Here is a 20,110-nt window from a genome sequence, read left to right as displayed (position 1 = left end):
AGCTAGGGCTTTCTTATCTATTTTTTCTTTGGCTTGTCGTAATTAAATTTGGTATAAGCTTTGCTGCCTTGCCAAGAAAGAGTGCCTTGATACATGTCCTCACCTTGTAAATATCTAATTGCTTCATCCGACATTGATTCAGGTGCAGGTGCTTCAGCTATTTCCTCTTGCGGTATTAGCTCAACATCATCCGCTTGGACTGCAAAAGGACAGAAAAACAAAAGCAGACCAAGAACGAAAGCAAAGGGGTTTTTCATCTAATCCAACCTATCTGCATAATCTCTGAGAATTTCTGCAATCACATTTGGTGGAATTTCTTCTTGAGCGTCCTTGCAAAGATCAAAGAACTTATCCATGAACTCTTTTCTGGTCATATTCCTGAATGGGCCAAATTTTCTCTATTAAAGGCTCAAACTCTCTTTTGCAGCTCTCGGCACTAATACTCAAATTTCATTGCAGCTACCAATCTGGATATTCCCCTTCGACTGGTTCTTCATAGAAATCACCATTTTCTATCCCAGAAAAATATTCAATTAAAAATTCTGGCTGCTTTACTTGGTCTGCCAACTTAAGCGTCAGTTTCTTCTACTTGCTCAGTTTTAGCATCTTGATTTGTTTTGTCTTTTGAGTAAGGGCAACCACCTTCTCCTCCCCAACCCCAAGCAAGAGAAGGACTTCCAATAACTGAAAGAGCAAAAACTAATGAAACAACCTTTTTCACTTTGTACTTAAAAGTAGGTTCCATATCTTAAGAGCATTTTTCTTTAGCCGTTAAATCCAGTCAAATCAAACTGAACATTTATTAATGAGTTACTCCGCCATCAATGATGGTGATATTGGTATCTGTTGAATTTGCCCAAGCTGTTGAAAGTCTTTTTCGCATTATTGATCGTGGGATTACTGATCGAGAAAATGCTGAGCATATAAAAGAAATCAAAGAATCTTTATGTGCATTAGAAGGCGGGAGAGTTGTTGATATTTGATTAGATCAGTCAGACAAAGAAAAAGCCTCTTCCCTATATGGAAGGGAAGAGACTACCGAAAAATTTATGCTTACACAACGTCCTCAAGTTGTTAATTAAGCAGTGACCTTCTCCTTCTCCTTCTTGGCTGGAGCAAGGGCTTTGATCTCTTCTTGGAGTTCTTGCTCACGTTCATCAAGCACCTTGACTCGAGCTTGATAACTCTCTTCCAAACTCTTACGAGAAGCCTCGATATTTTCGAGTTCTTCTTCTCTTTGGTTACGCTTAATTTCTTCTAGCTGACTATCAGAGACAACATAAACTGTTCTCATAGGGGAGAAGAAAGAATCAGCGAATACTGCGTCAAATAAAGATGAATACATTACGTTTATTTCAAAGAACACATCTACTTTGACTCGACTAATTAGAATTTAAAATGTTGCAAACCGAAGAATTAGATACGGCCTCTACGACCAAGATCGGTTGATACTACTAGTTGGTTGGGTATACCGATAGATTACTGAAAAGTCTTACACAAAACTCTTTTCTATTAATTAGTGCAAAATGGAGTTAGCAATTGAATTAGATTTGGTTATTAGGGAATAATTCTTTAGTTGACTCAGGAGGGTAATTTCCTTGTGGATGCATTGGCTGTAGATCCCTTGGAAAACCATACTTAAAAAATTCTCTTATGTTTAATTGATCTAAAGATTCTCTTTCAGGAATAACAAATGTATCTCGAATCAAGTTAACCTCAATTTTTTTTCTTTTACCTTTTTCGTTAGTTCTACCAATGACTAATTTAATTGGCTTATCTTTAGGACCTTTGATTAATTTAATTGCCTCCTTTAAACCCATTCCTTTCGTAGACTTTCCATCTATCTTTAGGATTACATCACCTGATTCTATATCTGCATCACTGGCAGGAGAGCTATTGATAACTGATTGAATTGTTAATTCTGCTGTATCACTATTCAGAAAAAGCGTTATACCAATACCAGTCATTTCTCTTTTGAAACTTGGAGTTTTACCCCGGTTAGTCATTACGCAACCTGAGTAATCCCTAGCTTCCAGGCAACGTTTGTGAATCTCTTCTGAGACTTCAGCCTTTACAGTGATCGGCAATACAAAAGCAGAAATAAGAGGAAGTAGTAAGTGTTTCATTCTTGGATGTTCCCTACACTAAATTTAAGCTGTATGCGCTATCAATTTCTAATATATGCCGTCCACTTGATTTATAGCTACTCCTATTTTTAAAAGCTCTTTGAAATTTAAATATAACTAGTTAAAAATGAAAATACGGAATATCTTTTAGACGAGGAGGATTAGAGGAGCAAATACCAAATTGCATGCACTCAATCACATCATCATCATATTTGGGTTTGGAAGTGGAAAACAACTCATGGTTCAGGAAAGATCCTTTGACATTCTTTAGTAGATGATTAAATGGATTTCCACAAGACATAATAAGTCCTCCTAAAAATGTTGGGGAGGCATTCCATCCAATATGACTTTGAATGCCTTCCCCTCTACTATCAGAACCGAGTCTTAAAATAAAAGTTCTGATAATTCTTTTCTAATCAAAGTGATCTAAAAATCAAATCAGTATAAATTACTGTTTTATCTTGCATTTTTTGCGGGAGGCATTGAAACCTCCCTAAAGCCTGAGCCAATAATCAAAGTGTAGGCAGAGACCCTGGGAAAGGTTTAATTGAAAACGTAATAATTGAAAAGGGTGCTATCACCCAAGTATTACTACAGTTGGGTTAATTAATAACTAATAATGCAAAGGATACTAATTACACTTGGACTTGTAATCGCTTCTATTGGCGTTCTATATCCCTATTTAAAACAAATAGGGTTGGGACGATTACCTGGGGACATCATTCTTAGAGGTGAGAACTCAACTTTTTATTTCCCAGTCGTTAGTTGTATTGCCATTAGCCTGCTTCTTACCGTCATTTTTAATTTGTTCCGATCGTCCTAGTCTCTGCCATGACTCAGGAGGCTGACTAAAATCAATCTTTTTCTATGACTAATCTTTTGAGTAGGGAGTAATACTTGAGTAAAAGCCGAGGTGTTGAAATGCCAAGGAATCAAGTAAAACATAGTTATCCTAATAGGAGGATTATGAAACTAAAAACTCCATTTTCTGTCATCAAAAATGCGTTGAGTGATATTCGAGTCATGAATGATTTCAATTACGAAATCCCTGCTGAAACCAGAGAGGAGTTTTGGAAAGAAGAATGTGAAATCCACCCAACTTCCTCAACATGCAAGGTTTATGACGACTAATAAAACAAAGATTTAATGGATCCGTTAGATCCTGCACTTCAGAGTACAGCTTTAACAGGAGTTAAGCCTTTATTATCTCTGGCAATTTTTGCTGTAGTAGGCTCTTTTTTCCTTGGAGCACTTGTTACTGCTATCAGAAGAGGAATGAAAGAAGACGGTTGGTTCAAATTCAACAAAGAAGAAAAAGAGCAAGACTAATCAATTGCTTTTTTAGGTCTCTAATCTATACAAGACAAATTGGAGTCGATAAAAATAAAATGGAGTTCTTTGATGAGTTTGAAATAATAGGTGGGATTATGCCTAACTTGATTGGATTAGCATTTTTTTGTTGTCTGATTATTTATTTCGATCAAACCAGAAAAGCAAAAGTTAGACGAGGAGGAAGATTACCTCCTCACCAATAAAAATGATTCTTTTTGCTAAAGCTCAAATGATTGGAGGAGTAGTTCCCAACCTGATTGCTTTTGGACTATTTCTTGGTGCGATTGGCTATTTTGTTCTGACTGGGAAAATGGCTGAGATGTTCGGCTGGAAAAACAAGAATTAAGAGCTACAGAAGTTATTACTGGGACTGGTGCAAGATTCCAAAAATCTATGGGGTTAGCCATACTACTGTTAGTCCATCGTCTATGGCTTATTAAGTTTATGGATAGCCTTATCAGACTTTTTTAAAATTTTTAGAGCCTCTTTTCTTGAAGTACAAGCATCGGCTTTGGCTTGAAGTTTTAAAAGTTTAACGTGTTGTTTCTCTAAGGTCATCCAACATCGGATAAAAACTAAGAAAGCAAACTAACAGTTTTTAACCCTAACTGAGGAAAGCTGACTCGTAAGATTCTCTAATTTGTATATTTACAGTTTTGCAATAGAAACCCCCCTTTTCTAAAAGGGGGGTTTTCTAACTTTAATAAAGGATTAAGCTCTATCCTATTAAATCTAAGAAAAAAAACTCTAAGTAAACTTTAGAAGAATCTAATAGCAAATTTAAAATTCAATATAAGCTCGACTCCTATGAAAGAAAGTAATATTAGTTGACAGCTAATTACCCTCTAAACAATTGGGGCTGACTTAGGTCAGTCCTTTTTTATTATTTTTTTTTTCTTCCTGCTTTCTCTAGCATTTGAATCATTTTCTAATGTTGTATTAATCAAACCTTGGAAGTCGCCAAAGGCAGAAGCAATACCAAACATCACGATAAAACTTAAACCAGCAACAATCGTCACAAACCAAGTACCTGTTCCCATATTGAGTGGTACTGCAAATAAAGGAATAGGCATTTAAAAATCAATTACTAATAAAATCACCCTAAAGAGTTTTGGATATTTAACGGTTCCTTCTGTAAATAAAGAAATAAAGAATCCAAAAGAAAGATAGGTAAATAAAGAAAACTGCTATTGGGTTTAAACCCGCCACCGATGCAAATTTCAGTCTTATAGGAATTGCAGCAAAAATTAACCCATAGCCAAGAATCCGATTAAAAACTTCCCAGCTTCGGAAGTATAAAGACAAGGATAATCAAATGAGAACTAAAACTGCGAATAGTGCCATCTATCTTTTTTCCTTTTTCATCTCGTAATTAAATTTGGTAGAAGTTTTGTTGCCTTGCCAACTGAGAGTGCCTTGATAAATGTCCTCACCTTGTAAATATCTAATTACCTCATCCGACATTGGATCAGTTGAGGGTGCTTCAGCTATTTCCTCTTGAGGCATTTGCTTAAGATCTTCTGCTTGAGCTGCAAAAGGACAAAGAAACAAAAGAATACAAAGAACAAAAGAAAAGAATTTATTCATTGTTTTTCTGAGAGTTTCTACATAGATGAGAAGTTTTATGTTTTTTCAATTGGTGCCATTGTTAATCCTTTGCTGATTAGTTGCTGATGATATAGCTCTGCCTGTTCAAGGGAGCCTCTCCATACTTCCGCCAAACCTTCCCTATCTACCTTGAAGGCAAGTATCCATGATCTTTTTTTACTCATTCTTGGGATGATTGTCACAAGACAATTTGCCACATGATCAAAAGTATTAAAATTATCATCAAGAACTATTATTCTTGCTTCTGGATATTTCTTTTTTGTTGTCTTTGGATCTAAGACTGTAGTAGTTGAAGTAGTTTCTTGATCCATAAAAATGGGAGCAATGCCCCCAAGATAAATCGACTGTCAACCAAGTTCTCACATTAATTGCAAGGCGATGGTATTAGGTCAAAAAGGACTCTTTATTCTTCCCTTTTCCACTCTCTGTACCACTGGCTATCATCAAGCCATCTAATGAGAGGCCAATTAATGAGTATGGATATAATAAGAACTATATAAGCAGAAAATCTTCCTGAATTAATAACGAATAGAAGAGTAGGGGAGGTACAGACATAATTGCTGCCGTAAGACAAGCTATTCTAGTGGACATCTTTATTCTCATAACTATATTTTATCCTTTTAGTGCTTATTCCTTCTCTTATTAAGTCTCTAATAATCTGTTAATTTTCTTTTTTACTAAAGTTATAAAAAAGAGATGTATCCTGTTTCAGGATTTTGACGATTCCTATCAATTTTATCTCCAAACTTACCACTAAAATAGAGAAGATTACTGCCGTATAAAAAGATTTACTTTCGTGTAGCAAATAAGCCATAATAAGCCAAGGTTCGTCTTGGCTAAAGTGTCTGATCTCTTATTCAAGATAAATATCGAGATTGATCAAGTTGAGAAAAGTTTTAATTGCAAGTCAGACCAGACCGTATTAGAGGCTGCCGCAGATGCAAATGTGGAGCTACCGAGTTCTTGCCTTGTAGGCATGTGTTGTACATGTGCCGCCTTTCTTAAAGAAGGTTCAGTCGATATGGATGCAATGGGGTTGAAAAGTGAATTACAAGATCAAGGTTATGTTCTTTTATGTCAGGCCTATCCAAAATCAGATTTGAAAATAGTTGCGAATCAATTTGATGCTGTTTGGGATCAACGATAAATTTAAAAATAATCCTAAAATTGGATTACAAATATTAAGAAAGTTCTTTCATACCATGACTGTTCATCCAGATTACGAAATTAAAATCAACATAAATGAGTTGATAGAAAAAAGAATTCCTTGCTGTGATTTATTACATCCTGATCATTGCTTAACAGAGCAACAGGTTTCGGAGATAGCACATGGTGTTAGTAAGGACTTAAATCTACATGACATTTATAAACAAGTTGATCAGCACATTATGAATTATGCAACTGCGGCTGGTGTTGATAATAAATCTCATTGGATAGAGCCAAATCTTCCCGACCTAGATAGGGATATGAAAGAAGAAGTGGAAATTGATTTTGAATAGTTAATTTGATTGTGTCGTCTATTAATGCAATCAAATTATTAATACGCTTATATAAGAGAGAGATGTTTTGCTCATTTTTTAATGAGTGGAGAGAATTAGTATGTTTCTCAGCCTTTGAAGTTTTATACAGAAGAAATGACAGAAACAAAAAGAATTGCAATTGCTCACTTAGAAAAGAAATGATTTCCTGTCTCTAATTCTGTAATTTATTTAGATCAAAAGCGTAATAAATCAAGAGTTACTGAAGCTGCATAGCTTGCAAAGTAAAAACATCATTAGGACATAGAGCCATTTCACTATTGCTATTTCTTTTATACGATTTCTCCTTTTTCATCTCTTCCCTAATTTTTTCTTCGTTCTTAGTAACGATTGCTTTAGCTCCTTTCTCTTCGTTTTTAGTTGAGATATGTCGAGAGGAATATAAAGAACTTTGTGTATCGTCATTCCCGGGAACCTTTGCCTTTTTGTTGAAATTTTTTACATGTGTAGCTTTTGATTACTTCTCTTAAGTCTCCAAGAGTTATATAAGGATCTTCTATTTTTGTCTTCTCTAAGAATTAATTTATCTGCTGCAATCATGGGATTATCATTTGGTTCAAAAGGGGCTCTTATAGAAATACCTAGGCCTTTAGCTTCAATATGAATACCTCCTTCCATATGAACTATTTGAAAAGTCCAATTTTTTTTCCAATACAGTTTGAAAGGATTGCTTATATAAACACCACGGCTTTTAAAGGACATGACTTATTGAATATGTAATTAATAGTTAGCAAAAATAACTAAACGTAAAAGGATTAACCGCTACTTTTTTTTGTCATTGAACCTGGAAAAAGATCTCAAATGTTTACGGCGTATGTCCTACAACTTCAAGGCGGTGGTCAATGGCTTAAAAGAAAGCTTCGGTAGGTTTTCCTGAAAGACGAATAACTTTAGTTCCAGTTTTTTCCATATTTATCTAAGATCTGTTCGTCAGTTCTTTTGTCTTCAGGATCATCTGAATAGCCAATATTTCTATCGGTGAATCTTCCTGGATTTCCTTGGTTTTTGGCTTTGATATTTCACCATCATCATTCTTATTAATTTAAAAAGGGATGCCTAATTTTTTACAAAGTTTTGCTGCATAAATTAAAGGAATCTCTTAATGCTTTCGAAGGGGGGATAATTCTTGATGTCTAAATTACTTATTCACTACAGAAGTAAAAACTAATTTGAAATTTTTAAGTTTTTCTTAATTGGGTATTTCTTTCAGGTAGTAAAAATCAATGTCTTTAGCGAATCTAGTTATATCGAAATCTAATCTTTCCCACCACTATGCCTTTCGCGGTTATTTCTGGAACTGGTAATTGGGTTCCTTCTCATTCCCTTCTTTATATTGTTTTGATCGTGGGAGCGCTTCTTACAGCTGGGGTCGCTATGTCAGCTTTTTCATTTTACGATGATTATTATTGGTGTGATGAGGATTTTAGAGATCAGCTTAGGTTTCATCCTTCAAATAGGAATTCATCCAATCAAAAGACTAGTTAGTCTAAACAATATTTGAAAAGCCTTGGATCAAAGAACTAAAAACTGGAACTAATAGTATTTTTCGATGTCTGCTTAAACTAGATCAGCTATAACGAGCTGGTATTTACATATCTTTAATGCGCCGTTTTTTACTTCTTGCACTAACAGCTGGAATTTCTATCCCAGTAGTTGCATGTAGCCCAAAGGAGAAAACATCCCTTGAACCTGTGGTAGTAGAAACTCTTATTAGTGCTTCTGAATCGTGGAATGGAGATTCTTTTAAGTATCCAAGAGGACAAGCTGAAATGAAACTCGAAAAAATAACAGCTCAACCTGGTTTTAAAACACCTCTTCATTTGCATCCACAGCCTGGGATTATTTTTGTACAAATAGGTACTCTTTATTGTGAAACTAGTGACGGACAATCCCTGACGGTAGAGGCTGGTGAAAGCTTCTCTTCATCCCAGGACACTCCTCATTATTGTCAAAACATTGGTGATAAAGAGATGGTGGTTTTTAGTGCCTCAGCAGGTGCTAGAGGTAAAAAAACAACTGTGCCGACTAATTAAATTAACGCTTTCTGATTTAATAAGGAAGGTTGACAGCTGATTGCTATCGAAATCAAAGGGGCTGACTTAGGTCAGTCTTTTTTATGGCTTCATAAAGCTCTTTTGATAAGTATGTGCGATTTCTTTTTAATCAAGCACTGTTTTTTGCGAATAAGTGTAAATTCCGATTCCATTAAAGACCAATAGCACCATATTTAGTGGATCTTATAGCAAAAATGATGACCACCGCACTACATTCGCCGTCTATCTATCCAGAGATCATCACCCATGCAACTCTCGATCTTATGACCAAGCTGACTGAATACACTTCTCCAGCAAAGCAAGAAGCAAAGATTGAAGCTCAAAGAAGAAACGCAGAAATTCAGGAGCTACAAAAGCAACTTCGCATTTGAGAGACAGAATGCTTTAAGAATATTCTTCGATGGATATCGCTAAATAACATTTTTCGCATATAAAAATTCCTTCTATTACTGGACTATTGGTTTTCTAAACTTTTCTCCCAAAGAACTAAGAAGATTTTCTAAGATAAACAAAAAATCATAGAAAAACATGTTTAAGATAAAAACTATAATTCAAAGAAACAAAGGCCTCATAGAAAACAATCAGATTTATTTCCAAAACAATGAAACTTCCATGGTTCTCCTCCGATAAATCCACAAAGAAGAAGACTGAACCTATACAAAAAAGTGAAAAGAAAGGAATTAAAAAAAGCTACAAGCTAAGTTCATTGCCTGAAGATCTTCAAAGAATTGTACTTATTATTCAACAAACTGATAAAGAAATAAAATCTCTCAAAAGAAAATTAGAAGTCAACTTGACCGTTAAAAAAGAACTTGAAAAACAGCTTTCAATAAAATTAAATAAAAAATAAAATAGATTAATAATTCATAGGAATTAATGCTTAATTGCTACTACTCAAATTAATAGTTAATGATGGTGATGGAAAAAAAATGCTTATATTTATAAAGTATGTAGTAAAAAAGTTAAGAAAGCGATTATAAATTAAGAATTTGTTATTCATAATGGATTATTTACAAAAACTTTCTCCAATTAATCAACTTTTAGTTTTAGTTGCTTTTATCGGACTTTTATTTGGATTCCTAGTTGTTTACCTTGATAACAGCAAAAACTATGAATTAAAGCGAGATTGGCGAGATAACGATAGTAAATAATCCCCTAATGAATTTAAAAACAATTTATTGCTATTGCTTTTATTGATGGATCTTGCAAAAGATTACAACTACATATCATGTCTCCCCGACAATAGTTGAAAAAGGGTCTATACCTAAAGAAATAACTTATCTAAAATGGCTAAGACATTTCGTGTTGATGCGGGATTTGATAACCCTGACGTAAGCAGGACATTCTTGTGGATTCAGTTTGCTGTCTTTACTGGTTTAAATGTCCTTTTCTTAGTAAGTTTCCTTTTATATAAGTTCAATCCTGCATTCCATAGCGTGATAACTGGCAGACCTGTTTAGGATTAATGAAGGTAGAAAGATTGCAGATATTAATAAACTAAGCCATTCAACAGTGAAGAATTGCTATTTGGCTTGGCTAGTTATTTTTGTTCTTGATCTTCTTGTTCCCATGCCTGAAACTGGAAATAAAGTATTGCTGCTAGGGCTGTGAAGATTAAAAGAAGTCCAGCCCAACCCCAAAACTTGTGCTCGGTAAAAAGATTTGTAAGTGATGACTCCTCTACATATCTGGCATCCATCTCGTTTTGAATATTACCAGTCCATGCGTCAGCAGCAATTATAAAATTCCCAATTAAATCAATCATTACAGCCATCTAATTGAGAAGAATGTTAGTCAAAATAAAACCTCTTGTTAAGGAGGGTTAACTAAAAATTGTGTGAGGATGATTTCTGAAAGGAAAGATTGAACATTACATCTCTTCAAGTTCTTAAAAAAAGTGAAGAACTAATGAACTTTTAATGAACCAGCTAAGAGAGGACAGGATTTCGACGATCTTCCTCCGATCTGGATTGATGATGCTTCCGTATTACTCCATCAATTAAACTTGTCTAAAAAAAACTTCTTAGACCTGATGTTCGATTGAGGTAGTGCTTCCCTATCTATTTTTCTTGCTGTAATCCCTTTTAGTTGAAACCTTGTTACCACGCCAATTAGTTTCACCTATATACATTTCCTCTCCAAATAAATCGTTTAGTTGCTTTTCGGTGATTGGCTCAAGGGAAGGAGCTTCAGCTATTTCTTCTTGGGGCATTATCTCAACTTCTTCTGCTTCTACTGCCAAAGGGCTGAAAAACAATAGAAGACCAAGAAAAAACGAAAAGAGCTTTTTCATCCCCCTGAATTGGCTCATTTTGTCTATTAAAACCCAAACTCTCTTTTAAAGCTATCTGCATTAATGCCTTTTAAAGGAGTTTTTTTATTGCTTTTTCTGCTGAATTTGCTCGTAAAAAGTAGAAGGCTTTTTAATTGTTGTCCGATATTCACTAACCATCTCGGTTACTTCCTCACCATGAATCCAGCGGATTTCTCCAAATTTCACATTTGCGATTTGAAAGAGTGTCGATGAGTCTGTATCTCTTGAACTACCAATAAAAGTTAGATTTTTCCTATCTGATCTTTTTTATATAGAACAGCATCGCTAGGTCTGACTTTTAAAAATAGTGGTGTATCCATAACTTATTCATATCAATAATCAAAAGATATGAAAAGTATCCTTTATGACCAAATTAATTAATTTAAGCAGCGACTTTTCCCAGTTGCGATGTTTCATCAAAAGCATTAACTATTTCTTTCTTTGTGATTTAGGATAGTTTGAAAGATAAGTATCTAATGTATGGTCCATTGCAAAAAAGTAGTCTCAACTAGCTCAACTCTAACTTCCTTTAGATTAATGTTTTGATATTCCATGATGTATCGTCAATAACCATATCTGCAATTCCTTCACTAGATGAAAATATCGCCCATTCAAATTCTTCAATAGTAAGAAATAAAAAAATAACGAACAAAATAGAATTAACAATAATAAATCTTGTTGCTTCAAATAAAGTCTTAACATCAAAAATTTCTCTGTCGCTATAGCTATATGTCGTTGCAAAAGACATCCTTTGAAAATCATCAATAAGTATAAAATAAGAATAAGAAATTCTTATTACAAGTCAAGAGGAGTCAACCCAATCGAATTCCAGTACTTACGTGAAAAATATGAGGGGTTTTTCCGTAGCCATAACTTGTATGCTGTTCTGTTCTTTTTGTCTTGGTCTAATTACCTGAAAAAAGCTTTAGAAGAACCATGGGTAGCGCTAAGGAATATTAAAGATATTTAGAGAAATAATTTTAGAATACTTTTGTCAGAGGATCCTGAGGTGTTGCGATCCTCTACAGAAACTTTAAGAGAAATATGCAATGCTTCAGCTACTTGCAAATATTTTTAATGGTCCTAGAAACAACAATATTCACTTTCAAGATTTCTTTTCCGTTTGAAGAATGGGCTTAGGGTTTTGGTGCCCCCGATATTTACTCAATGCACAAGTCAAATGTTCTTATACCCTTGTATCGGGGAGTTAGTAAAGATGTTCTTCAATCATTAGTGGTAGTTCATCGAGCAAAAGTGTAAATTGTAAAAGCAATGTTTGATGATGCAAGAGAACCAATAGAAGCTGCCGGTCAACTTGGGATTTAAATGTTATTACGAGTTGTTTTGCAGGTTGAGAAATAATGAACCCTTTATTGTTATTTAGAATATGTCCCAAAGTTTTTGGCTAGCTTCAAAGATGAAGAAAGCCATTAATGCGTCAACGAATATGAACTCATCAAAGTAAATAATCATAAAAGTCTCTTAATACTTGAAGTCACTGATCCCGAACGTTTTAGAGTTCTATGAGTACTCCAAAGATAAAAGTGTTGGATAAGCTAAATGGATACGAAGATAATGTCTATTTTCTTGAGCTTATAAATCAGTTAATGCTTTAATAGCAGGGAGAAGTGTAATTTCTAATTTTATGAATAACAATAGTAATGAATTATAAGAATGCAGCAAGAGAGTTTTTTGCTGCCTATGACAGACAAATAAGAAAAGATATAGGCTTTTGGATTAAGTATCGGCCATCTCGATGGGGAGATTTGCTACCTGAAAATTCATTAAGACCTTTTATTAAATTTATCAAGCCAAAAGGTAGTAATAAATTTGTTCTCCTATTAGCTATTCTTTTAAGTTTATTGTTTGTTGGAATTATTCCAACTTTGAATTTTATTTGGTCAATTATTTTTAGGTTATGGTTGATTCTCCTTGTTATTCCCCTGTCTTATTGGGTATTTGCAATTACCTCCGTTTATGCGAAGGTGATAGTTCAGGCGATTTGTAGATTTATAAGAGTTGTATTTTATAAGTTAAGCGATTGATAATTCTAGCTAGATCTAATAGGCATGAATTGCTTCTGGGAATCAGTTATCTCAAATTTTGCTTGTATATATGAAAAGAGAAAATGCTATTTAAATACTTTAGAAAGCTATTTTCATTGACAGCCTCACTAATCCACTGAAATTCATGAAAACTAATGCTTAAATTCTGTCATTGCAAACCTTCTCAATAAACATACCCTAGAAATGGTGCCCTGCGTGCCTAGGTGAGGGCATCTTTTTTTAAACCCTGTTTACAAAAACAATCAACCCTCCACATCTGGAGTCTTTCGATAAAGTTTTGTTAAATAAATCTGTATATGGTGTTATGAGAATTTGAAAGTTTCTGAGTCTTTACTAAGGTTCTTATGACTGGGTGATGGGTCTCAGTCTTTTGGTTCATAAAGGTCCAAGCTCAGTATTCATATTGAGGCTTGACCTTTGTTCTTTTGGATTAATTCTATGAATCTTGGATTGCTTTTTCTTGAATCAATTTCTACTGGAGTTATCACTTCAGATGAGATGAATTGGGTGACATCAAATCAGCCTCATTTTTCACGAGTTGAAGAAGCGACAGCTTTGAAACTTGGTCGACTATTAGATAGAGGCTTAATTCAAATTGGTTGTCGTATAGGTAACAATTAAGTATTCATTCGACTACTAAAAAATTAATAAAACAAGTCAAGCTTAGATTTAGAATTGAATGCTTGATTGAATTAATTATTATGACTACCAATTTCAGCATTGTTGAGAAGTATTAATCACTTAGCATTATTCCTGGCCTTTTTTAATGAGGATTTTTTATTAAAGCAATGTTTTACAGAAACTAATTTCTTTAGCTTAATTTTTCATGATTCTACGATTAAGAATCACTAATAAGAGTTTCTACTACCACAGGTTCAAGGGATGTTTTCTCCTTTGGGCTACATGCAACTACTGGGATAGAAATTCCAGCTGTTAGTGCAAGAAGTAAAAAACGGCGCATTAAAGATATGTAAATACCAGCTCGTTATAGCTGATCATGCTTAATCTGATATCAGATAAAAAAGAACTGACCTAAGACAGCCCCTTTGATTTTGTAGTAATAGGCTTTTGGATTTTAATTAATTCAACCAACTAAACCTGTCTTTTGATAAGTCTCATCCACCTTGGTCATTTCATAATCGTCTTCATGAAAAGAACAGGTGTACATAAGATTTATCACACGGTCTAGATCAATATCTCTATCTGCGACATCCTGCCAAAGTCTTTTGGTTAACTCTTCATCACCGCTGTTAAATTGAGCCTGCACTAAGTCTCGAACAAGCTGAAAAACTGCTTGACGGTCATTTCTTATTCTCGCCTCTTCTGTCCCTACCTGGACTTTGGTTGACATAGAAATGATTGTTTTTTTGAGGGCCAATTTAGTATTTCTCCAGTTTTGTATAAATTTTTACAAAAATAATTTATTTAGCAATCAGTATTTATTTGGATCCTTATTCAACTAAGGCCAATCTCACTATTATTTCTCTTAATGGAATACATGACTGAATTAGAGCTTTTTTACGGTTGAAGTTAGGTTGACATTAGATTTATCTTGGAGTTATTAGCCCTTTTATTACTAATTATGGGAGAAGCCAAAAGAAGAAAAGATTTGGGATTGCCTCCTAGAGAAAAGAAGATAATCAAAGATAAAAAGAAGGCTGGTTTTATAAGTAATCTTTCAGCCAAGTATCCTTTTTTGCCTTTCATTCTTGGAGGCGTCCTTTTGACTGTCCTTATTGTTGATCTTGTGAATTATTACAAATAAAAGGATGGATCAAATAAGTTTTTGAATCGATTAACGGAACGTCATAAAAGCTAAGCAAGTTTTCTAGACACAGCTGTGAAAAGATGAAACAGTAACGGTTAATCATCCAGCGCAAATAAGCTGATATATAAGTGATTAGAGATGAAGTTAGATTGTCTAGATCTGATATTGGGCATTAACGCCTATTGCTCTTTTGTAGTCGTTGATACAAAAATGGTGCTCATTCCAGAAATGGAGTATTAGCTATGCCCCTTAAAAAGCCTTTCTACGTAACTGATCAGGGTGGATCCATTCATTGTATGCAAGGCTTATCAGGCAGAATCTTTAGAGCTTGTTCTGCAAATCATTGCACTTACACAGGGGATCTACATAGTGCTAAATCATTTTTAGACTTTATCGAAAATAAAAGTGTTAAATTTTTACCATCTACAATAAAGAATAATGAAATTCCATTTCAACGTAAAACAACTCTTAAATGGAATTCTGATGGAAGTCTCTCCTCTGTAGACATGGCTATGATATTAAGTCGTCTTGAGAAAAAAAATTTGACTGAATGTAAACTTTCTTGTGAATGGGGAACTACCTCAAACAAAGAGAATTAATTGGTGTATAGATAATTCTTTTTTAGTGGTAACTAAATCTTTATCTGTTACGGCTGGCAGAAACTATGTGGATTCGAATTGATGTCCCTGATCGCAAAACCGAAGAAACCCAAACAGGGTTAGACACATCTGTCTTCTTATCGGTGTTTCTTGTCGCCATTGTTTTTAATGTCACCTTAAAAAGTTAAGATCAATTTATAGTTGTTTTTTACTTGTTTTTGCTCACCTTAAGTATTTTTTAAAAATAGGTTATATTTGCTACGCGAAGTTGTCTCTTTTAAGCGACTATCTTTTTTAATTCTCGGGTTCTACAAATTGGTTGAGAATTGCTCTATTACTAGAGATCCATCTACCTAATCGTGACGAAGAAGTTAGAGATTTAGTTAGGAGTTCTATTTGTGTAGGCGTTATTGATCAATTTTAGTTTGTTCAAAAAAATTTCACAAAAAAAAAGCTCTTAACCAGACCGTTAAGAACTTTTATTGGATCTTTTCAATAATTTTTGAAAAAATTGTTGATAAGGTTTAAATGGATTGAGCTCCATTTAGAAAATCCCAGGAATGATCTGACCTGTTGTTGCATATGCACCAAAGGCTGCAACAAAGCCAAGCATTGCTGCCCATCCGTTAAACTTTTCTGCTTCAGGAGTCATGGTATTTGTGAAATATAAAATAAATATAAAGAATAATTTACTGCGCTGTGAGTTTTTACTCAAACTATCTGATTATGATATTTAATTTTATTGATAAGAAAACCTTATTTTACTGGATGTGATTTGTGCCAATGCAATTTTTTCACGTGTTCCCTTTTTTTAGCTAAGTAACTGTTTAGTGTTGAGGAGCTGGAGCTGCTTTTAGAGGCAAGATATTGTTAGGAATTTTGAAAGATCTTTGTCAATCTCAACTTCTATGGTTGTTTGAGAGCAAACATAATTACATTTGTTCCATTTTTTTTCCTAAGGTTAATCAAACTAATTTATGAATATCTAAAATGAGTAGTCAATATAAATCTTTAAATGAAGCCAGAAATCAATGGCAGAGAGAGATATAAAAATGTACAAGGATTTTCTTCAAGGAGAAACTAAAACCTTTGAAGGAAGATACTGTGCTGATGAATATATATCTATAGCTAAAAATAGATTGCAAGATATCAACTTAAAGTTAAAGGAAATTGAACGAGAAAACTTGAATGATGCGTTATGACTTTTTATTCCCTATCCAGTCTTCAGGCTTTTTCATCATCCAATTCATAATTCCATCACTATCCATATTCTTTGAGCTAAGACAAAATGCAACGATAAATAAAATGCTAAATGAAATTATTATGGTGAATAATATAGGACTTATTCCCATTTCAGAAAGAGTAAGTCCATAAAGATATTGCATGATTTGTGAATACAAGAGTTTTTATCAAAATTCTAAAACCTAAGAGTTTGAGTTTGATTATCCATGCCATAAAAGCTCAGATAATTCACTTTTTCCCATTGAGATGAACTGCTGAAACATTGTCTCTTCGTACAACCTTCTAAGTTCCTTCTCATTCGCTTTTTCTGCCATAGCCTTTGCTAAATTTCTCGCTATCTCTTGATGATTAAGCTCCTGTCCCATTTGCTCAGAATGAATTTAATTATCCCTTTCTAGAATTAATTATTTGTTTTACTTAGAAGGGATTCACATAATGTATTTCGCCTGTATCAAATTTGCTAGTCAAAAAGAGTTGGTTGCTCTAAAAATCTATACGAACCCACCAATACCTAAAATTTGGATAGGGGAGAACTTGGTTGGTTCATGCTTTATAAATAAAGAGATTGTCAATTTTTATCAGCAACCAGAGCAACATCCGCAAAAAAACCTCCTTTTTAGGGGAGGTCTTTTACTTCTTAGACCTGAGCTAGCAGTTGCTAGCAGAGCCAAGTCGTTAACTTGATGTATTTATTGTGATTTTTTTTAGTCCTCTTCGCTTTCTACTTTCTCAGCAAGTTCTCTAAGCATTTTGGCAATTACATCTTTTGACCAACTGAACTCTTATTTCATTCCATTCACGCAATCTAAAACAGATTCCCATGCTGCGTCATATTCTTTTGGGTCAACTTTTCAGTCATGCTTAATGAATGATTTTTTTTATTAAACCGTCTAAATCTTTTTAAGCCAAAGACCAACTCCGATTTATCTTTAGAGGATTACGTCCTCTTTTTTATGGGAGAAGCTAAAAGAAGAAAAGAATTGGGACTCCCTCCAAGAGAAAAACCAGTTGAGTTGAATTTACCTGTACTTGATAAAGAAAATATTCAAAAAAAAGTTAGGTCTTTTTTGTATAAAAATCCAATTGTTCCATATGTTTTTTATGGCCTTATACTTGGAGCTTTTGGGTGGGGGCTATATAACCTCGTGAAAGGCTATCAATTAATTAAGTCATAGACCATTCCCCAGCAATCACACATGTTGGGGTGTTCACCTGTCTCGCAATAGAATTCTGCATATTGGCCAGAAGGACCATCACAAGTGAAAGTTTTTTGGCTGACCAGGAAAAGATGGATTCCCACCTGCTGGATAGTTTCCTCCAGCTCCACCTCCAGAAGTGATGCATCCTTTAAGTAGTACAGAGAAAAAGAGAAAAAGTAAATTACGCAAGAGAGTCGAAGCTCGTCACATATATAAAAACTCGTCTAACAAATAGGCCATTGCCTAATAGTGGTTAGAAACCCTTAATCACATTTTTGTTGTACCTAAATAAAACTTCTTTTCCATATTAACCACTTGAAAGAATCTGGCCTGTCGTTATAAAGAGCACAACTTGAAAAGTTTTATGGCTTTCATTTCTCGTTTGATTAACAAAAGGATCTCTAACTTAATTAGTAAGTTTAATGTTTCAACTAAAGTTGTTGAACAGTTTGAAAACGACTATCCACTTTATGGCATGGGTGATCATCATAGGTTCTTGCTTTAAGAAATCACTATTATTTGCAGAATCTAGGGTGAGTTAGACAGTGAGGCAAGACTTCTCATTAGGTGCAACTTGTCTTTAAGCCCCAAAAATTCAACAGTAAAAGTAATATGATTGTTTATGATATATAACTGGAAAGATCTTTTAGTAGATGCTGCGATTGTGGCTTTTGTTCTTGGTATGTTAGATCTGATCGTTGGATCATTCCCTGCAACTTTCAGCAAATTCCTTCCTTTTCTAAATGAGCATGGATATCAACTATCACTTGCTTATTGATATTTTTCTCGTATCAGGGGGACTATCTTTTGTCCTAATCGCAAGGAAATTAAAAAAAGAATGATTCTAATCCTCGCATCCTCTGCAAAAGCGAATTTACTTATTTATGTTTGTGGTGGTAGCTTCGTTTTATTGGGAAGTTTTTTCTTTGGTCGATTAGTCACGTTTCTTTTCCCAAGCAACCCATTAATCAGAAAAGGTAAAAAAGAAAAAGATGAATGAGCCTGAATTTCTTAATGTTAGACTTGGAGATAATGTTCTTGTTGGAGAAGATGAGATTGCGAAAGTTCTCTCATTTGTCGGAGGTGCAAGAGATCCAGATGCCCCCACACTTTTTCAAGTCGCAAACGTTGATTCAGGTGAAATCAAATTTGTTCATGGTGAGGAAGTGAAACAAATTCTGTCTAAGCGTGAATAGCCGCTAAAAATAATGTTTGAAGCTCTCTTTACCAAATGCCCCTAAATAAACCCATTCCTGATTCTGTTATTAATTACTTGAAAAATGTATTCAATAATTTTCGTTCGAAATTTGGTGATCTTAAAAAAAACAATTAGTTATGCATCCAATACAAGTCTTAGGCCGAAAGGATATTAGGAGAGAGATAAAAGTTAAAGATGAAAATACGGCAGGTCAATTGTTAGTTAAAAATACACAGGCAGGAGAACGGTATGTAAGAGGAATGTCTAAGACTGCGAAAAAGCATTACATCAACAGGAAGGATTGCCCTGTTAAAAATCATTTTCTTGGTCTACCAACGTGGAGCAGAGAGGATGCTGTAAAAGCTTTTGATACTTATTTATGGTCCCAACATCAAAAAGATGCAATAGAGAAGCCCCTCAAGGATTGGTTTGATGCCAGAGTAAAGGAGTTAATGGCGGGACATAACTTAGACCTTATTGATGATATTGATTGTGTAAAAGGGAATGATGATTCTCATGGTTTTACTTTGAAAAATTATATTGAATATTTAGCTAAAGAAATCAACTAAAGGTAGCGCCACTCAATTTTTGAGGACTTACCACAAATACGTGATCTATTCTTCGAGTTATAACTGCTTACTTATAATTTGAAAGAGCTTAAGTCTTTAAGCTGCATGATTGGATTTATAACGCTAATGCCATTTAGGCTTGGTTATTTCAATTAAAAATAATGGGAAAGAGCTTTTAAAGGATGCTGCTCTATGGGCAATTATTTTTGGAGCACTTTCTTTGCTGGTTTTTTTTTAATTACTTTGAAGTAAAAGAGATTGTGAATTATAAGTTTAACTAATTCTTGATAACCCCACCTTTGAACTGTCACGTGTCTGGGTATTTCTTCTTACTTTTGTAGTATCTTTCCACATTCACCTGCGAGTACAAGGTCAAATGGCTCAACGAATTAACGTTGCTTTAAATTCAATCCCATCAGGATGCAGAGATTTAGTTGAATTCGCTTTCTTCTGCGGAGTTGGTTTTACTTTTGGGAGTTTAGGTCTTATATGACTTC

General features: G+C 34.3%; 42 protein-coding genes. 26 read left to right on the top strand and 16 right to left on the bottom strand.

All coding sequences use genetic code 11. The features are described 5' to 3' along the window. Window positions 1-17: 17 nt before the first annotated feature. Both SIB53_RS10310 and SIB53_RS10305 read right to left on the bottom strand, forming a co-directional pair. The gene (locus SIB53_RS10310) at window positions 18-257 is read right to left on the bottom strand and encodes a hypothetical protein (protein WP_413678096.1); all 240 of its coding nucleotides are present in this window, start codon (window positions 255-257) and stop codon (window positions 18-20) included. Window positions 258-568: 311 nt separating this feature from the next. Further along, entirely contained in the window at window positions 569-745 is a 177-nt protein-coding gene (locus SIB53_RS10305; RefSeq protein ID WP_413678095.1) for a hypothetical protein, read from the bottom strand. A gap of 79 nt (window positions 746-824) precedes the next feature. On the opposite strand from SIB53_RS10305, the gene SIB53_RS10300 reads away from it, so the two are divergent. Beyond that, window positions 825-983 carry a hypothetical protein gene (locus SIB53_RS10300; protein ID WP_413678094.1) on the top strand — a complete coding sequence of 53 codons (159 nt, stop codon included), beginning with the start codon at window positions 825-827 and terminating at the stop codon, window positions 981-983. Between the two features lie 95 nt (window positions 984-1,078). Here SIB53_RS10300 and SIB53_RS10295 read toward each other — a convergent pair whose 3' ends face one another. Together SIB53_RS10295 and SIB53_RS10290 are read right to left on the bottom strand one after the other, a co-directional pair. Next, the gene (locus tag SIB53_RS10295; RefSeq protein WP_413678093.1) at window positions 1,079-1,345 is read right to left on the bottom strand and encodes a hypothetical protein; all 267 of its coding nucleotides are present in this window, start codon (window positions 1,343-1,345) and stop codon (window positions 1,079-1,081) included. Between the two features lie 199 nt (window positions 1,346-1,544). Beyond that, window positions 1,545-2,126 (bottom strand): S41 family peptidase, encoded by a 582-nt coding sequence (locus SIB53_RS10290; RefSeq protein ID WP_413678092.1) that lies wholly within the window; start codon window positions 2,124-2,126, stop codon window positions 1,545-1,547. Window positions 2,127-2,745: 619 nt separating this feature from the next. Here SIB53_RS10290 and SIB53_RS10285 point away from each other — a divergent pair. The 5 genes from SIB53_RS10285 (at window position 2,746) to SIB53_RS10265 (ending at window position 3,804) form a co-directional block, all read left to right on the top strand. Further along, window positions 2,746-2,949, top strand: a complete 204-nt coding sequence (locus tag SIB53_RS10285) for a DUF2905 domain-containing protein (RefSeq protein WP_413678091.1) — start codon at window positions 2,746-2,748, stop codon at window positions 2,947-2,949. A 74-nt stretch (window positions 2,950-3,023) separates the two neighbouring features. Beyond that, entirely contained in the window at window positions 3,024-3,257 is a 234-nt protein-coding gene (locus SIB53_RS10280; protein WP_413678090.1) for a hypothetical protein, read from the top strand. Window positions 3,258-3,272: 15 nt separating this feature from the next. Continuing rightward, window positions 3,273-3,455: a hypothetical protein gene (locus SIB53_RS10275; protein ID WP_413678089.1), complete on the top strand. Its 183-nt coding sequence runs from the start codon at window positions 3,273-3,275 to the stop codon at window positions 3,453-3,455. A 59-nt stretch (window positions 3,456-3,514) separates the two neighbouring features. Continuing rightward, window positions 3,515-3,661 carry a hypothetical protein gene (locus SIB53_RS10270; RefSeq protein WP_413678088.1) on the top strand — a complete coding sequence of 49 codons (147 nt, stop codon included), beginning with the start codon at window positions 3,515-3,517 and terminating at the stop codon, window positions 3,659-3,661. A 2-nt stretch (window positions 3,662-3,663) separates the two neighbouring features. Next, on the top strand, window positions 3,664-3,804 hold the full coding sequence (locus tag SIB53_RS10265) for a hypothetical protein (RefSeq protein WP_413678087.1): 141 nt from the start codon (window positions 3,664-3,666) through the stop codon (window positions 3,802-3,804). Between the two features lie 523 nt (window positions 3,805-4,327). Here SIB53_RS10265 and SIB53_RS10260 read toward each other — a convergent pair. The 3 genes from SIB53_RS10260 to clpS all read right to left on the bottom strand — a co-directional run bounded on the left by SIB53_RS10260 (window position 4,328) and on the right by clpS (window position 5,377). Then, complete coding sequence (locus tag SIB53_RS10260; RefSeq protein WP_413678086.1) at window positions 4,328-4,531, bottom strand: hypothetical protein; 204 nt, start codon at window positions 4,529-4,531, stop codon at window positions 4,328-4,330. 271 nt (window positions 4,532-4,802) lie between these two features. Further along, window positions 4,803-5,045, bottom strand: a complete 243-nt coding sequence (locus SIB53_RS10255; RefSeq protein ID WP_413678085.1) for a hypothetical protein — start codon at window positions 5,043-5,045, stop codon at window positions 4,803-4,805. Window positions 5,046-5,080: 35 nt separating this feature from the next. Then, window positions 5,081-5,377, bottom strand: a complete 297-nt coding sequence (gene clpS, locus SIB53_RS10250) for an ATP-dependent Clp protease adapter ClpS (RefSeq protein WP_413678084.1) — start codon at window positions 5,375-5,377, stop codon at window positions 5,081-5,083. 530 nt (window positions 5,378-5,907) lie between these two features. Here clpS and SIB53_RS10245 point away from each other — a divergent pair. Further along, the gene (locus tag SIB53_RS10245) at window positions 5,908-6,213 is read left to right on the top strand and encodes a 2Fe-2S iron-sulfur cluster-binding protein (protein WP_413679156.1); all 306 of its coding nucleotides are present in this window, start codon (window positions 5,908-5,910) and stop codon (window positions 6,211-6,213) included. Window positions 6,214-6,268: 55 nt separating this feature from the next. Next, window positions 6,269-6,565: a hypothetical protein gene (locus SIB53_RS10240; protein ID WP_269606068.1), complete on the top strand. Its 297-nt coding sequence runs from the start codon at window positions 6,269-6,271 to the stop codon at window positions 6,563-6,565. Window positions 6,566-7,042: 477 nt separating this feature from the next. Here SIB53_RS10240 and SIB53_RS10235 read toward each other — a convergent pair whose 3' ends face one another. Continuing rightward, window positions 7,043-7,306: a copper-binding protein gene (locus SIB53_RS10235; RefSeq protein ID WP_413678083.1), complete on the bottom strand. Its 264-nt coding sequence runs from the start codon at window positions 7,304-7,306 to the stop codon at window positions 7,043-7,045. A gap of 570 nt (window positions 7,307-7,876) precedes the next feature. Here SIB53_RS10235 and SIB53_RS10230 point away from each other — a divergent pair. The 6 genes from SIB53_RS10230 to SIB53_RS10205 all read left to right on the top strand — a co-directional run bounded on the left by SIB53_RS10230 (window position 7,877) and on the right by SIB53_RS10205 (window position 10,118). Next, the gene (locus SIB53_RS10230; RefSeq protein ID WP_413678082.1) at window positions 7,877-8,089 is read left to right on the top strand and encodes a hypothetical protein; all 213 of its coding nucleotides are present in this window, start codon (window positions 7,877-7,879) and stop codon (window positions 8,087-8,089) included. A 116-nt stretch (window positions 8,090-8,205) separates the two neighbouring features. Further along, a complete protein-coding gene (locus SIB53_RS10225) occupies window positions 8,206-8,637 on the top strand; it encodes a cupin domain-containing protein (protein WP_413678081.1) in 432 nt (143 codons plus the stop codon). A 218-nt stretch (window positions 8,638-8,855) separates the two neighbouring features. Further along, the gene (locus SIB53_RS10220; RefSeq protein ID WP_413678080.1) at window positions 8,856-9,029 is read left to right on the top strand and encodes a hypothetical protein; all 174 of its coding nucleotides are present in this window, start codon (window positions 8,856-8,858) and stop codon (window positions 9,027-9,029) included. A gap of 230 nt (window positions 9,030-9,259) precedes the next feature. Beyond that, window positions 9,260-9,508 carry a hypothetical protein gene (locus SIB53_RS10215; RefSeq protein WP_413678079.1) on the top strand — a complete coding sequence of 83 codons (249 nt, stop codon included), beginning with the start codon at window positions 9,260-9,262 and terminating at the stop codon, window positions 9,506-9,508. Between the two features lie 151 nt (window positions 9,509-9,659). Then, window positions 9,660-9,809 (top strand): hypothetical protein, encoded by a 150-nt coding sequence (locus SIB53_RS10210; RefSeq protein ID WP_413678078.1) that lies wholly within the window; start codon window positions 9,660-9,662, stop codon window positions 9,807-9,809. 135 nt (window positions 9,810-9,944) lie between these two features. Beyond that, window positions 9,945-10,118: a hypothetical protein gene (locus tag SIB53_RS10205; RefSeq protein ID WP_413678077.1), complete on the top strand. Its 174-nt coding sequence runs from the start codon at window positions 9,945-9,947 to the stop codon at window positions 10,116-10,118. Between the two features lie 80 nt (window positions 10,119-10,198). On the opposite strand, the gene SIB53_RS10200 is transcribed toward SIB53_RS10205, so the two are convergent. The 3 genes from SIB53_RS10200 to SIB53_RS10190 all read right to left on the bottom strand — a co-directional run bounded on the left by SIB53_RS10200 (window position 10,199) and on the right by SIB53_RS10190 (window position 11,720). Beyond that, complete coding sequence (locus SIB53_RS10200; RefSeq protein ID WP_413678076.1) at window positions 10,199-10,432, bottom strand: hypothetical protein; 234 nt, start codon at window positions 10,430-10,432, stop codon at window positions 10,199-10,201. A 282-nt stretch (window positions 10,433-10,714) separates the two neighbouring features. Next, complete coding sequence (locus SIB53_RS10195; protein ID WP_413678075.1) at window positions 10,715-10,951, bottom strand: hypothetical protein; 237 nt, start codon at window positions 10,949-10,951, stop codon at window positions 10,715-10,717. Between the two features lie 550 nt (window positions 10,952-11,501). Beyond that, window positions 11,502-11,720: a hypothetical protein gene (locus SIB53_RS10190; RefSeq protein ID WP_413678074.1), complete on the bottom strand. Its 219-nt coding sequence runs from the start codon at window positions 11,718-11,720 to the stop codon at window positions 11,502-11,504. A 419-nt stretch (window positions 11,721-12,139) separates the two neighbouring features. Here SIB53_RS10190 and SIB53_RS10185 point away from each other — a divergent pair, with 419 nt between their 5' ends. The 3 genes from SIB53_RS10185 to SIB53_RS10175 all read left to right on the top strand — a co-directional run bounded on the left by SIB53_RS10185 (window position 12,140) and on the right by SIB53_RS10175 (window position 13,659). Next, window positions 12,140-12,232 (top strand): hypothetical protein, encoded by a 93-nt coding sequence (locus SIB53_RS10185; RefSeq protein ID WP_413678073.1) that lies wholly within the window; start codon window positions 12,140-12,142, stop codon window positions 12,230-12,232. Window positions 12,233-12,633: 401 nt separating this feature from the next. After that, a complete protein-coding gene (locus SIB53_RS10180; RefSeq protein ID WP_413678072.1) occupies window positions 12,634-13,017 on the top strand; it encodes a hypothetical protein in 384 nt (127 codons plus the stop codon). Window positions 13,018-13,476: 459 nt separating this feature from the next. Continuing rightward, complete coding sequence (locus tag SIB53_RS10175; RefSeq protein WP_413678071.1) at window positions 13,477-13,659, top strand: hypothetical protein; 183 nt, start codon at window positions 13,477-13,479, stop codon at window positions 13,657-13,659. 217 nt (window positions 13,660-13,876) lie between these two features. Here the strand turns inward: SIB53_RS10175 and SIB53_RS10170 are convergent, their stop codons facing one another. Beyond that, on the bottom strand, window positions 13,877-13,999 hold the full coding sequence (locus SIB53_RS10170) for a hypothetical protein (RefSeq protein WP_413678070.1): 123 nt from the start codon (window positions 13,997-13,999) through the stop codon (window positions 13,877-13,879). Between the two features lie 123 nt (window positions 14,000-14,122). Continuing rightward, the gene (locus SIB53_RS10165; RefSeq protein WP_413678069.1) at window positions 14,123-14,389 is read right to left on the bottom strand and encodes a hypothetical protein; all 267 of its coding nucleotides are present in this window, start codon (window positions 14,387-14,389) and stop codon (window positions 14,123-14,125) included. 231 nt (window positions 14,390-14,620) lie between these two features. On the opposite strand from SIB53_RS10165, the gene SIB53_RS10160 reads away from it, so the two are divergent. Continuing rightward, window positions 14,621-14,803, top strand: a complete 183-nt coding sequence (locus tag SIB53_RS10160; RefSeq protein WP_413679155.1) for a hypothetical protein — start codon at window positions 14,621-14,623, stop codon at window positions 14,801-14,803. 245 nt (window positions 14,804-15,048) lie between these two features. Then, window positions 15,049-15,405: a hypothetical protein gene (locus SIB53_RS10155; RefSeq protein WP_413678068.1), complete on the top strand. Its 357-nt coding sequence runs from the start codon at window positions 15,049-15,051 to the stop codon at window positions 15,403-15,405. Between the two features lie 544 nt (window positions 15,406-15,949). Here the strand turns inward: SIB53_RS10155 and SIB53_RS10150 are convergent. Beyond that, the gene (locus SIB53_RS10150; protein ID WP_011125327.1) at window positions 15,950-16,057 is read right to left on the bottom strand and encodes a high light inducible protein; all 108 of its coding nucleotides are present in this window, start codon (window positions 16,055-16,057) and stop codon (window positions 15,950-15,952) included. Window positions 16,058-16,436: 379 nt separating this feature from the next. Between SIB53_RS10150 and SIB53_RS10145 the strand changes: the two genes are divergently transcribed. After that, window positions 16,437-16,607, top strand: coding sequence for a hypothetical protein (locus tag SIB53_RS10145; RefSeq protein WP_413678067.1), 171 nt, complete (start codon window positions 16,437-16,439; stop codon window positions 16,605-16,607). A 240-nt stretch (window positions 16,608-16,847) separates the two neighbouring features. Here the strand turns inward: SIB53_RS10145 and SIB53_RS10140 are convergent, their stop codons facing one another. Next, window positions 16,848-17,012, bottom strand: coding sequence for a hypothetical protein (locus tag SIB53_RS10140; protein WP_413678066.1), 165 nt, complete (start codon window positions 17,010-17,012; stop codon window positions 16,848-16,850). A 70-nt stretch (window positions 17,013-17,082) separates the two neighbouring features. Between SIB53_RS10140 and SIB53_RS10135 the strand changes: the two genes are divergently transcribed. Further along, window positions 17,083-17,331 (top strand): hypothetical protein, encoded by a 249-nt coding sequence (locus tag SIB53_RS10135; RefSeq protein WP_413678065.1) that lies wholly within the window; start codon window positions 17,083-17,085, stop codon window positions 17,329-17,331. A 269-nt stretch (window positions 17,332-17,600) separates the two neighbouring features. Further along, window positions 17,601-17,822, top strand: coding sequence for a DUF2839 family protein (locus tag SIB53_RS10130; protein WP_413678064.1), 222 nt, complete (start codon window positions 17,601-17,603; stop codon window positions 17,820-17,822). A 78-nt stretch (window positions 17,823-17,900) separates the two neighbouring features. On the opposite strand, the gene SIB53_RS10125 is transcribed toward SIB53_RS10130, so the two are convergent. Further along, window positions 17,901-18,035, bottom strand: a complete 135-nt coding sequence (locus SIB53_RS10125) for a hypothetical protein (protein ID WP_413678063.1) — start codon at window positions 18,033-18,035, stop codon at window positions 17,901-17,903. 433 nt (window positions 18,036-18,468) lie between these two features. On the opposite strand from SIB53_RS10125, the gene SIB53_RS10120 reads away from it, so the two are divergent. From SIB53_RS10120 to SIB53_RS10105, 4 genes are all read left to right on the top strand, one after another. Continuing rightward, window positions 18,469-18,624 (top strand): hypothetical protein, encoded by a 156-nt coding sequence (locus SIB53_RS10120; RefSeq protein WP_413678062.1) that lies wholly within the window; start codon window positions 18,469-18,471, stop codon window positions 18,622-18,624. A 60-nt stretch (window positions 18,625-18,684) separates the two neighbouring features. Continuing rightward, window positions 18,685-18,846, top strand: a complete 162-nt coding sequence (locus SIB53_RS10115) for a hypothetical protein (protein WP_413678061.1) — start codon at window positions 18,685-18,687, stop codon at window positions 18,844-18,846. Continuing rightward, a complete protein-coding gene (locus SIB53_RS10110; RefSeq protein ID WP_413678060.1) occupies window positions 18,839-19,042 on the top strand; it encodes a DUF3104 domain-containing protein in 204 nt (67 codons plus the stop codon). The genes SIB53_RS10115 and SIB53_RS10110 overlap by 8 nt, the downstream gene beginning before the upstream one ends. 139 nt (window positions 19,043-19,181) lie before the next feature. After that, on the top strand, window positions 19,182-19,613 hold the full coding sequence (locus tag SIB53_RS10105; protein ID WP_413678059.1) for a hypothetical protein: 432 nt from the start codon (window positions 19,182-19,184) through the stop codon (window positions 19,611-19,613). Window positions 19,614-20,110 lie beyond the last annotated feature (497 nt).

The organism is Prochlorococcus sp. MIT 0916 (assembly GCF_047305155.1).
In the GTDB taxonomy this organism is placed as follows: domain Bacteria; phylum Cyanobacteriota; class Cyanobacteriia; order PCC-6307; family Cyanobiaceae; genus Prochlorococcus_B.
This window is presented reverse-complemented; position numbering and strand designations above follow the sequence as displayed.

Excerpts from the sequence above, each read along its gene's own strand:
- SIB53_RS10210 (WP_413678078.1), top strand. The coding sequence starts at position 9,660 with ATGGATTATTTACAAAAACTTTCTCCAATTAATCAACTTTTAGTTTTA.
- SIB53_RS10300 (WP_413678094.1), top strand. The coding sequence starts at position 825 with ATGATGGTGATATTGGTATCTGTTGAATTTGCCCAAGCTGTTGAAAGT.
- SIB53_RS10175 (WP_413678071.1), top strand. The coding sequence starts at position 13,477 with ATGAATCTTGGATTGCTTTTTCTTGAATCAATTTCTACTGGAGTTATC.
- SIB53_RS10270 (WP_413678088.1), top strand. The coding sequence starts at position 3,515 with ATGGAGTTCTTTGATGAGTTTGAAATAATAGGTGGGATTATGCCTAAC.
- SIB53_RS10205 (WP_413678077.1), top strand. The coding sequence starts at position 9,945 with ATGGCTAAGACATTTCGTGTTGATGCGGGATTTGATAACCCTGACGTA.
- SIB53_RS10120 (WP_413678062.1), top strand. The coding sequence starts at position 18,469 with ATGATATATAACTGGAAAGATCTTTTAGTAGATGCTGCGATTGTGGCT.
- SIB53_RS10110 (WP_413678060.1), top strand. The coding sequence starts at position 18,839 with ATGAATGAGCCTGAATTTCTTAATGTTAGACTTGGAGATAATGTTCTT.
- SIB53_RS10160 (WP_413679155.1), top strand. The coding sequence starts at position 14,621 with ATGGGAGAAGCCAAAAGAAGAAAAGATTTGGGATTGCCTCCTAGAGAA.
- SIB53_RS10305 (WP_413678095.1), bottom strand. The coding sequence starts at position 745 with ATGGAACCTACTTTTAAGTACAAAGTGAAAAAGGTTGTTTCATTAGTT.
- SIB53_RS10105 (WP_413678059.1), top strand. The coding sequence starts at position 19,182 with ATGCATCCAATACAAGTCTTAGGCCGAAAGGATATTAGGAGAGAGATA.
- SIB53_RS10115 (WP_413678061.1), top strand. The coding sequence starts at position 18,685 with ATGATTCTAATCCTCGCATCCTCTGCAAAAGCGAATTTACTTATTTAT.
- SIB53_RS10225 (WP_413678081.1), top strand. The coding sequence starts at position 8,206 with ATGCGCCGTTTTTTACTTCTTGCACTAACAGCTGGAATTTCTATCCCA.
- SIB53_RS10165 (WP_413678069.1), bottom strand. The coding sequence starts at position 14,389 with ATGTCAACCAAAGTCCAGGTAGGGACAGAAGAGGCGAGAATAAGAAAT.
- SIB53_RS10295 (WP_413678093.1), bottom strand. The coding sequence starts at position 1,345 with ATGTATTCATCTTTATTTGACGCAGTATTCGCTGATTCTTTCTTCTCC.
- SIB53_RS10275 (WP_413678089.1), top strand. The coding sequence starts at position 3,273 with ATGGATCCGTTAGATCCTGCACTTCAGAGTACAGCTTTAACAGGAGTT.
- SIB53_RS10310 (WP_413678096.1), bottom strand. The coding sequence starts at position 257 with ATGAAAAACCCCTTTGCTTTCGTTCTTGGTCTGCTTTTGTTTTTCTGT.
- SIB53_RS10265 (WP_413678087.1), top strand. The coding sequence starts at position 3,664 with ATGATTCTTTTTGCTAAAGCTCAAATGATTGGAGGAGTAGTTCCCAAC.
- SIB53_RS10190 (WP_413678074.1), bottom strand. The coding sequence starts at position 11,720 with ATGTCTTTTGCAACGACATATAGCTATAGCGACAGAGAAATTTTTGAT.
- SIB53_RS10170 (WP_413678070.1), bottom strand. The coding sequence starts at position 13,999 with ATGCGCCGTTTTTTACTTCTTGCACTAACAGCTGGAATTTCTATCCCA.
- SIB53_RS10290 (WP_413678092.1), bottom strand. The coding sequence starts at position 2,126 with ATGAAACACTTACTACTTCCTCTTATTTCTGCTTTTGTATTGCCGATC.
- SIB53_RS10260 (WP_413678086.1), bottom strand. The coding sequence starts at position 4,531 with ATGCCTATTCCTTTATTTGCAGTACCACTCAATATGGGAACAGGTACT.
- SIB53_RS10140 (WP_413678066.1), bottom strand. The coding sequence starts at position 17,012 with ATGGGACAGGAGCTTAATCATCAAGAGATAGCGAGAAATTTAGCAAAG.
- SIB53_RS10195 (WP_413678075.1), bottom strand. The coding sequence starts at position 10,951 with ATGAAAAAGCTCTTTTCGTTTTTTCTTGGTCTTCTATTGTTTTTCAGC.
- SIB53_RS10155 (WP_413678068.1), top strand. The coding sequence starts at position 15,049 with ATGCCCCTTAAAAAGCCTTTCTACGTAACTGATCAGGGTGGATCCATT.
- SIB53_RS10235 (WP_413678083.1), bottom strand. The coding sequence starts at position 7,306 with ATGTCCTTTAAAAGCCGTGGTGTTTATATAAGCAATCCTTTCAAACTG.
- SIB53_RS10285 (WP_413678091.1), top strand. The coding sequence starts at position 2,746 with ATGCAAAGGATACTAATTACACTTGGACTTGTAATCGCTTCTATTGGC.
- SIB53_RS10185 (WP_413678073.1), top strand. The coding sequence starts at position 12,140 with ATGCACAAGTCAAATGTTCTTATACCCTTGTATCGGGGAGTTAGTAAA.
- clpS (WP_413678084.1), bottom strand. The coding sequence starts at position 5,377 with ATGGATCAAGAAACTACTTCAACTACTACAGTCTTAGATCCAAAGACA.
- SIB53_RS10135 (WP_413678065.1), top strand. The coding sequence starts at position 17,083 with ATGTATTTCGCCTGTATCAAATTTGCTAGTCAAAAAGAGTTGGTTGCT.
- SIB53_RS10150 (WP_011125327.1), bottom strand. The coding sequence starts at position 16,057 with ATGACTCCTGAAGCAGAAAAGTTTAACGGATGGGCAGCAATGCTTGGC.
- SIB53_RS10220 (WP_413678080.1), top strand. The coding sequence starts at position 8,856 with ATGACCACCGCACTACATTCGCCGTCTATCTATCCAGAGATCATCACC.
- SIB53_RS10145 (WP_413678067.1), top strand. The coding sequence starts at position 16,437 with ATGGCAGAGAGAGATATAAAAATGTACAAGGATTTTCTTCAAGGAGAA.
- SIB53_RS10240 (WP_269606068.1), top strand. The coding sequence starts at position 6,269 with ATGACTGTTCATCCAGATTACGAAATTAAAATCAACATAAATGAGTTG.
- SIB53_RS10200 (WP_413678076.1), bottom strand. The coding sequence starts at position 10,432 with ATGGCTGTAATGATTGATTTAATTGGGAATTTTATAATTGCTGCTGAC.
- SIB53_RS10130 (WP_413678064.1), top strand. The coding sequence starts at position 17,601 with ATGGGAGAAGCTAAAAGAAGAAAAGAATTGGGACTCCCTCCAAGAGAA.
- SIB53_RS10255 (WP_413678085.1), bottom strand. The coding sequence starts at position 5,045 with ATGAATAAATTCTTTTCTTTTGTTCTTTGTATTCTTTTGTTTCTTTGT.
- SIB53_RS10180 (WP_413678072.1), top strand. The coding sequence starts at position 12,634 with ATGAATTATAAGAATGCAGCAAGAGAGTTTTTTGCTGCCTATGACAGA.
- SIB53_RS10215 (WP_413678079.1), top strand. The coding sequence starts at position 9,260 with ATGAAACTTCCATGGTTCTCCTCCGATAAATCCACAAAGAAGAAGACT.
- SIB53_RS10230 (WP_413678082.1), top strand. The coding sequence starts at position 7,877 with ATGCCTTTCGCGGTTATTTCTGGAACTGGTAATTGGGTTCCTTCTCAT.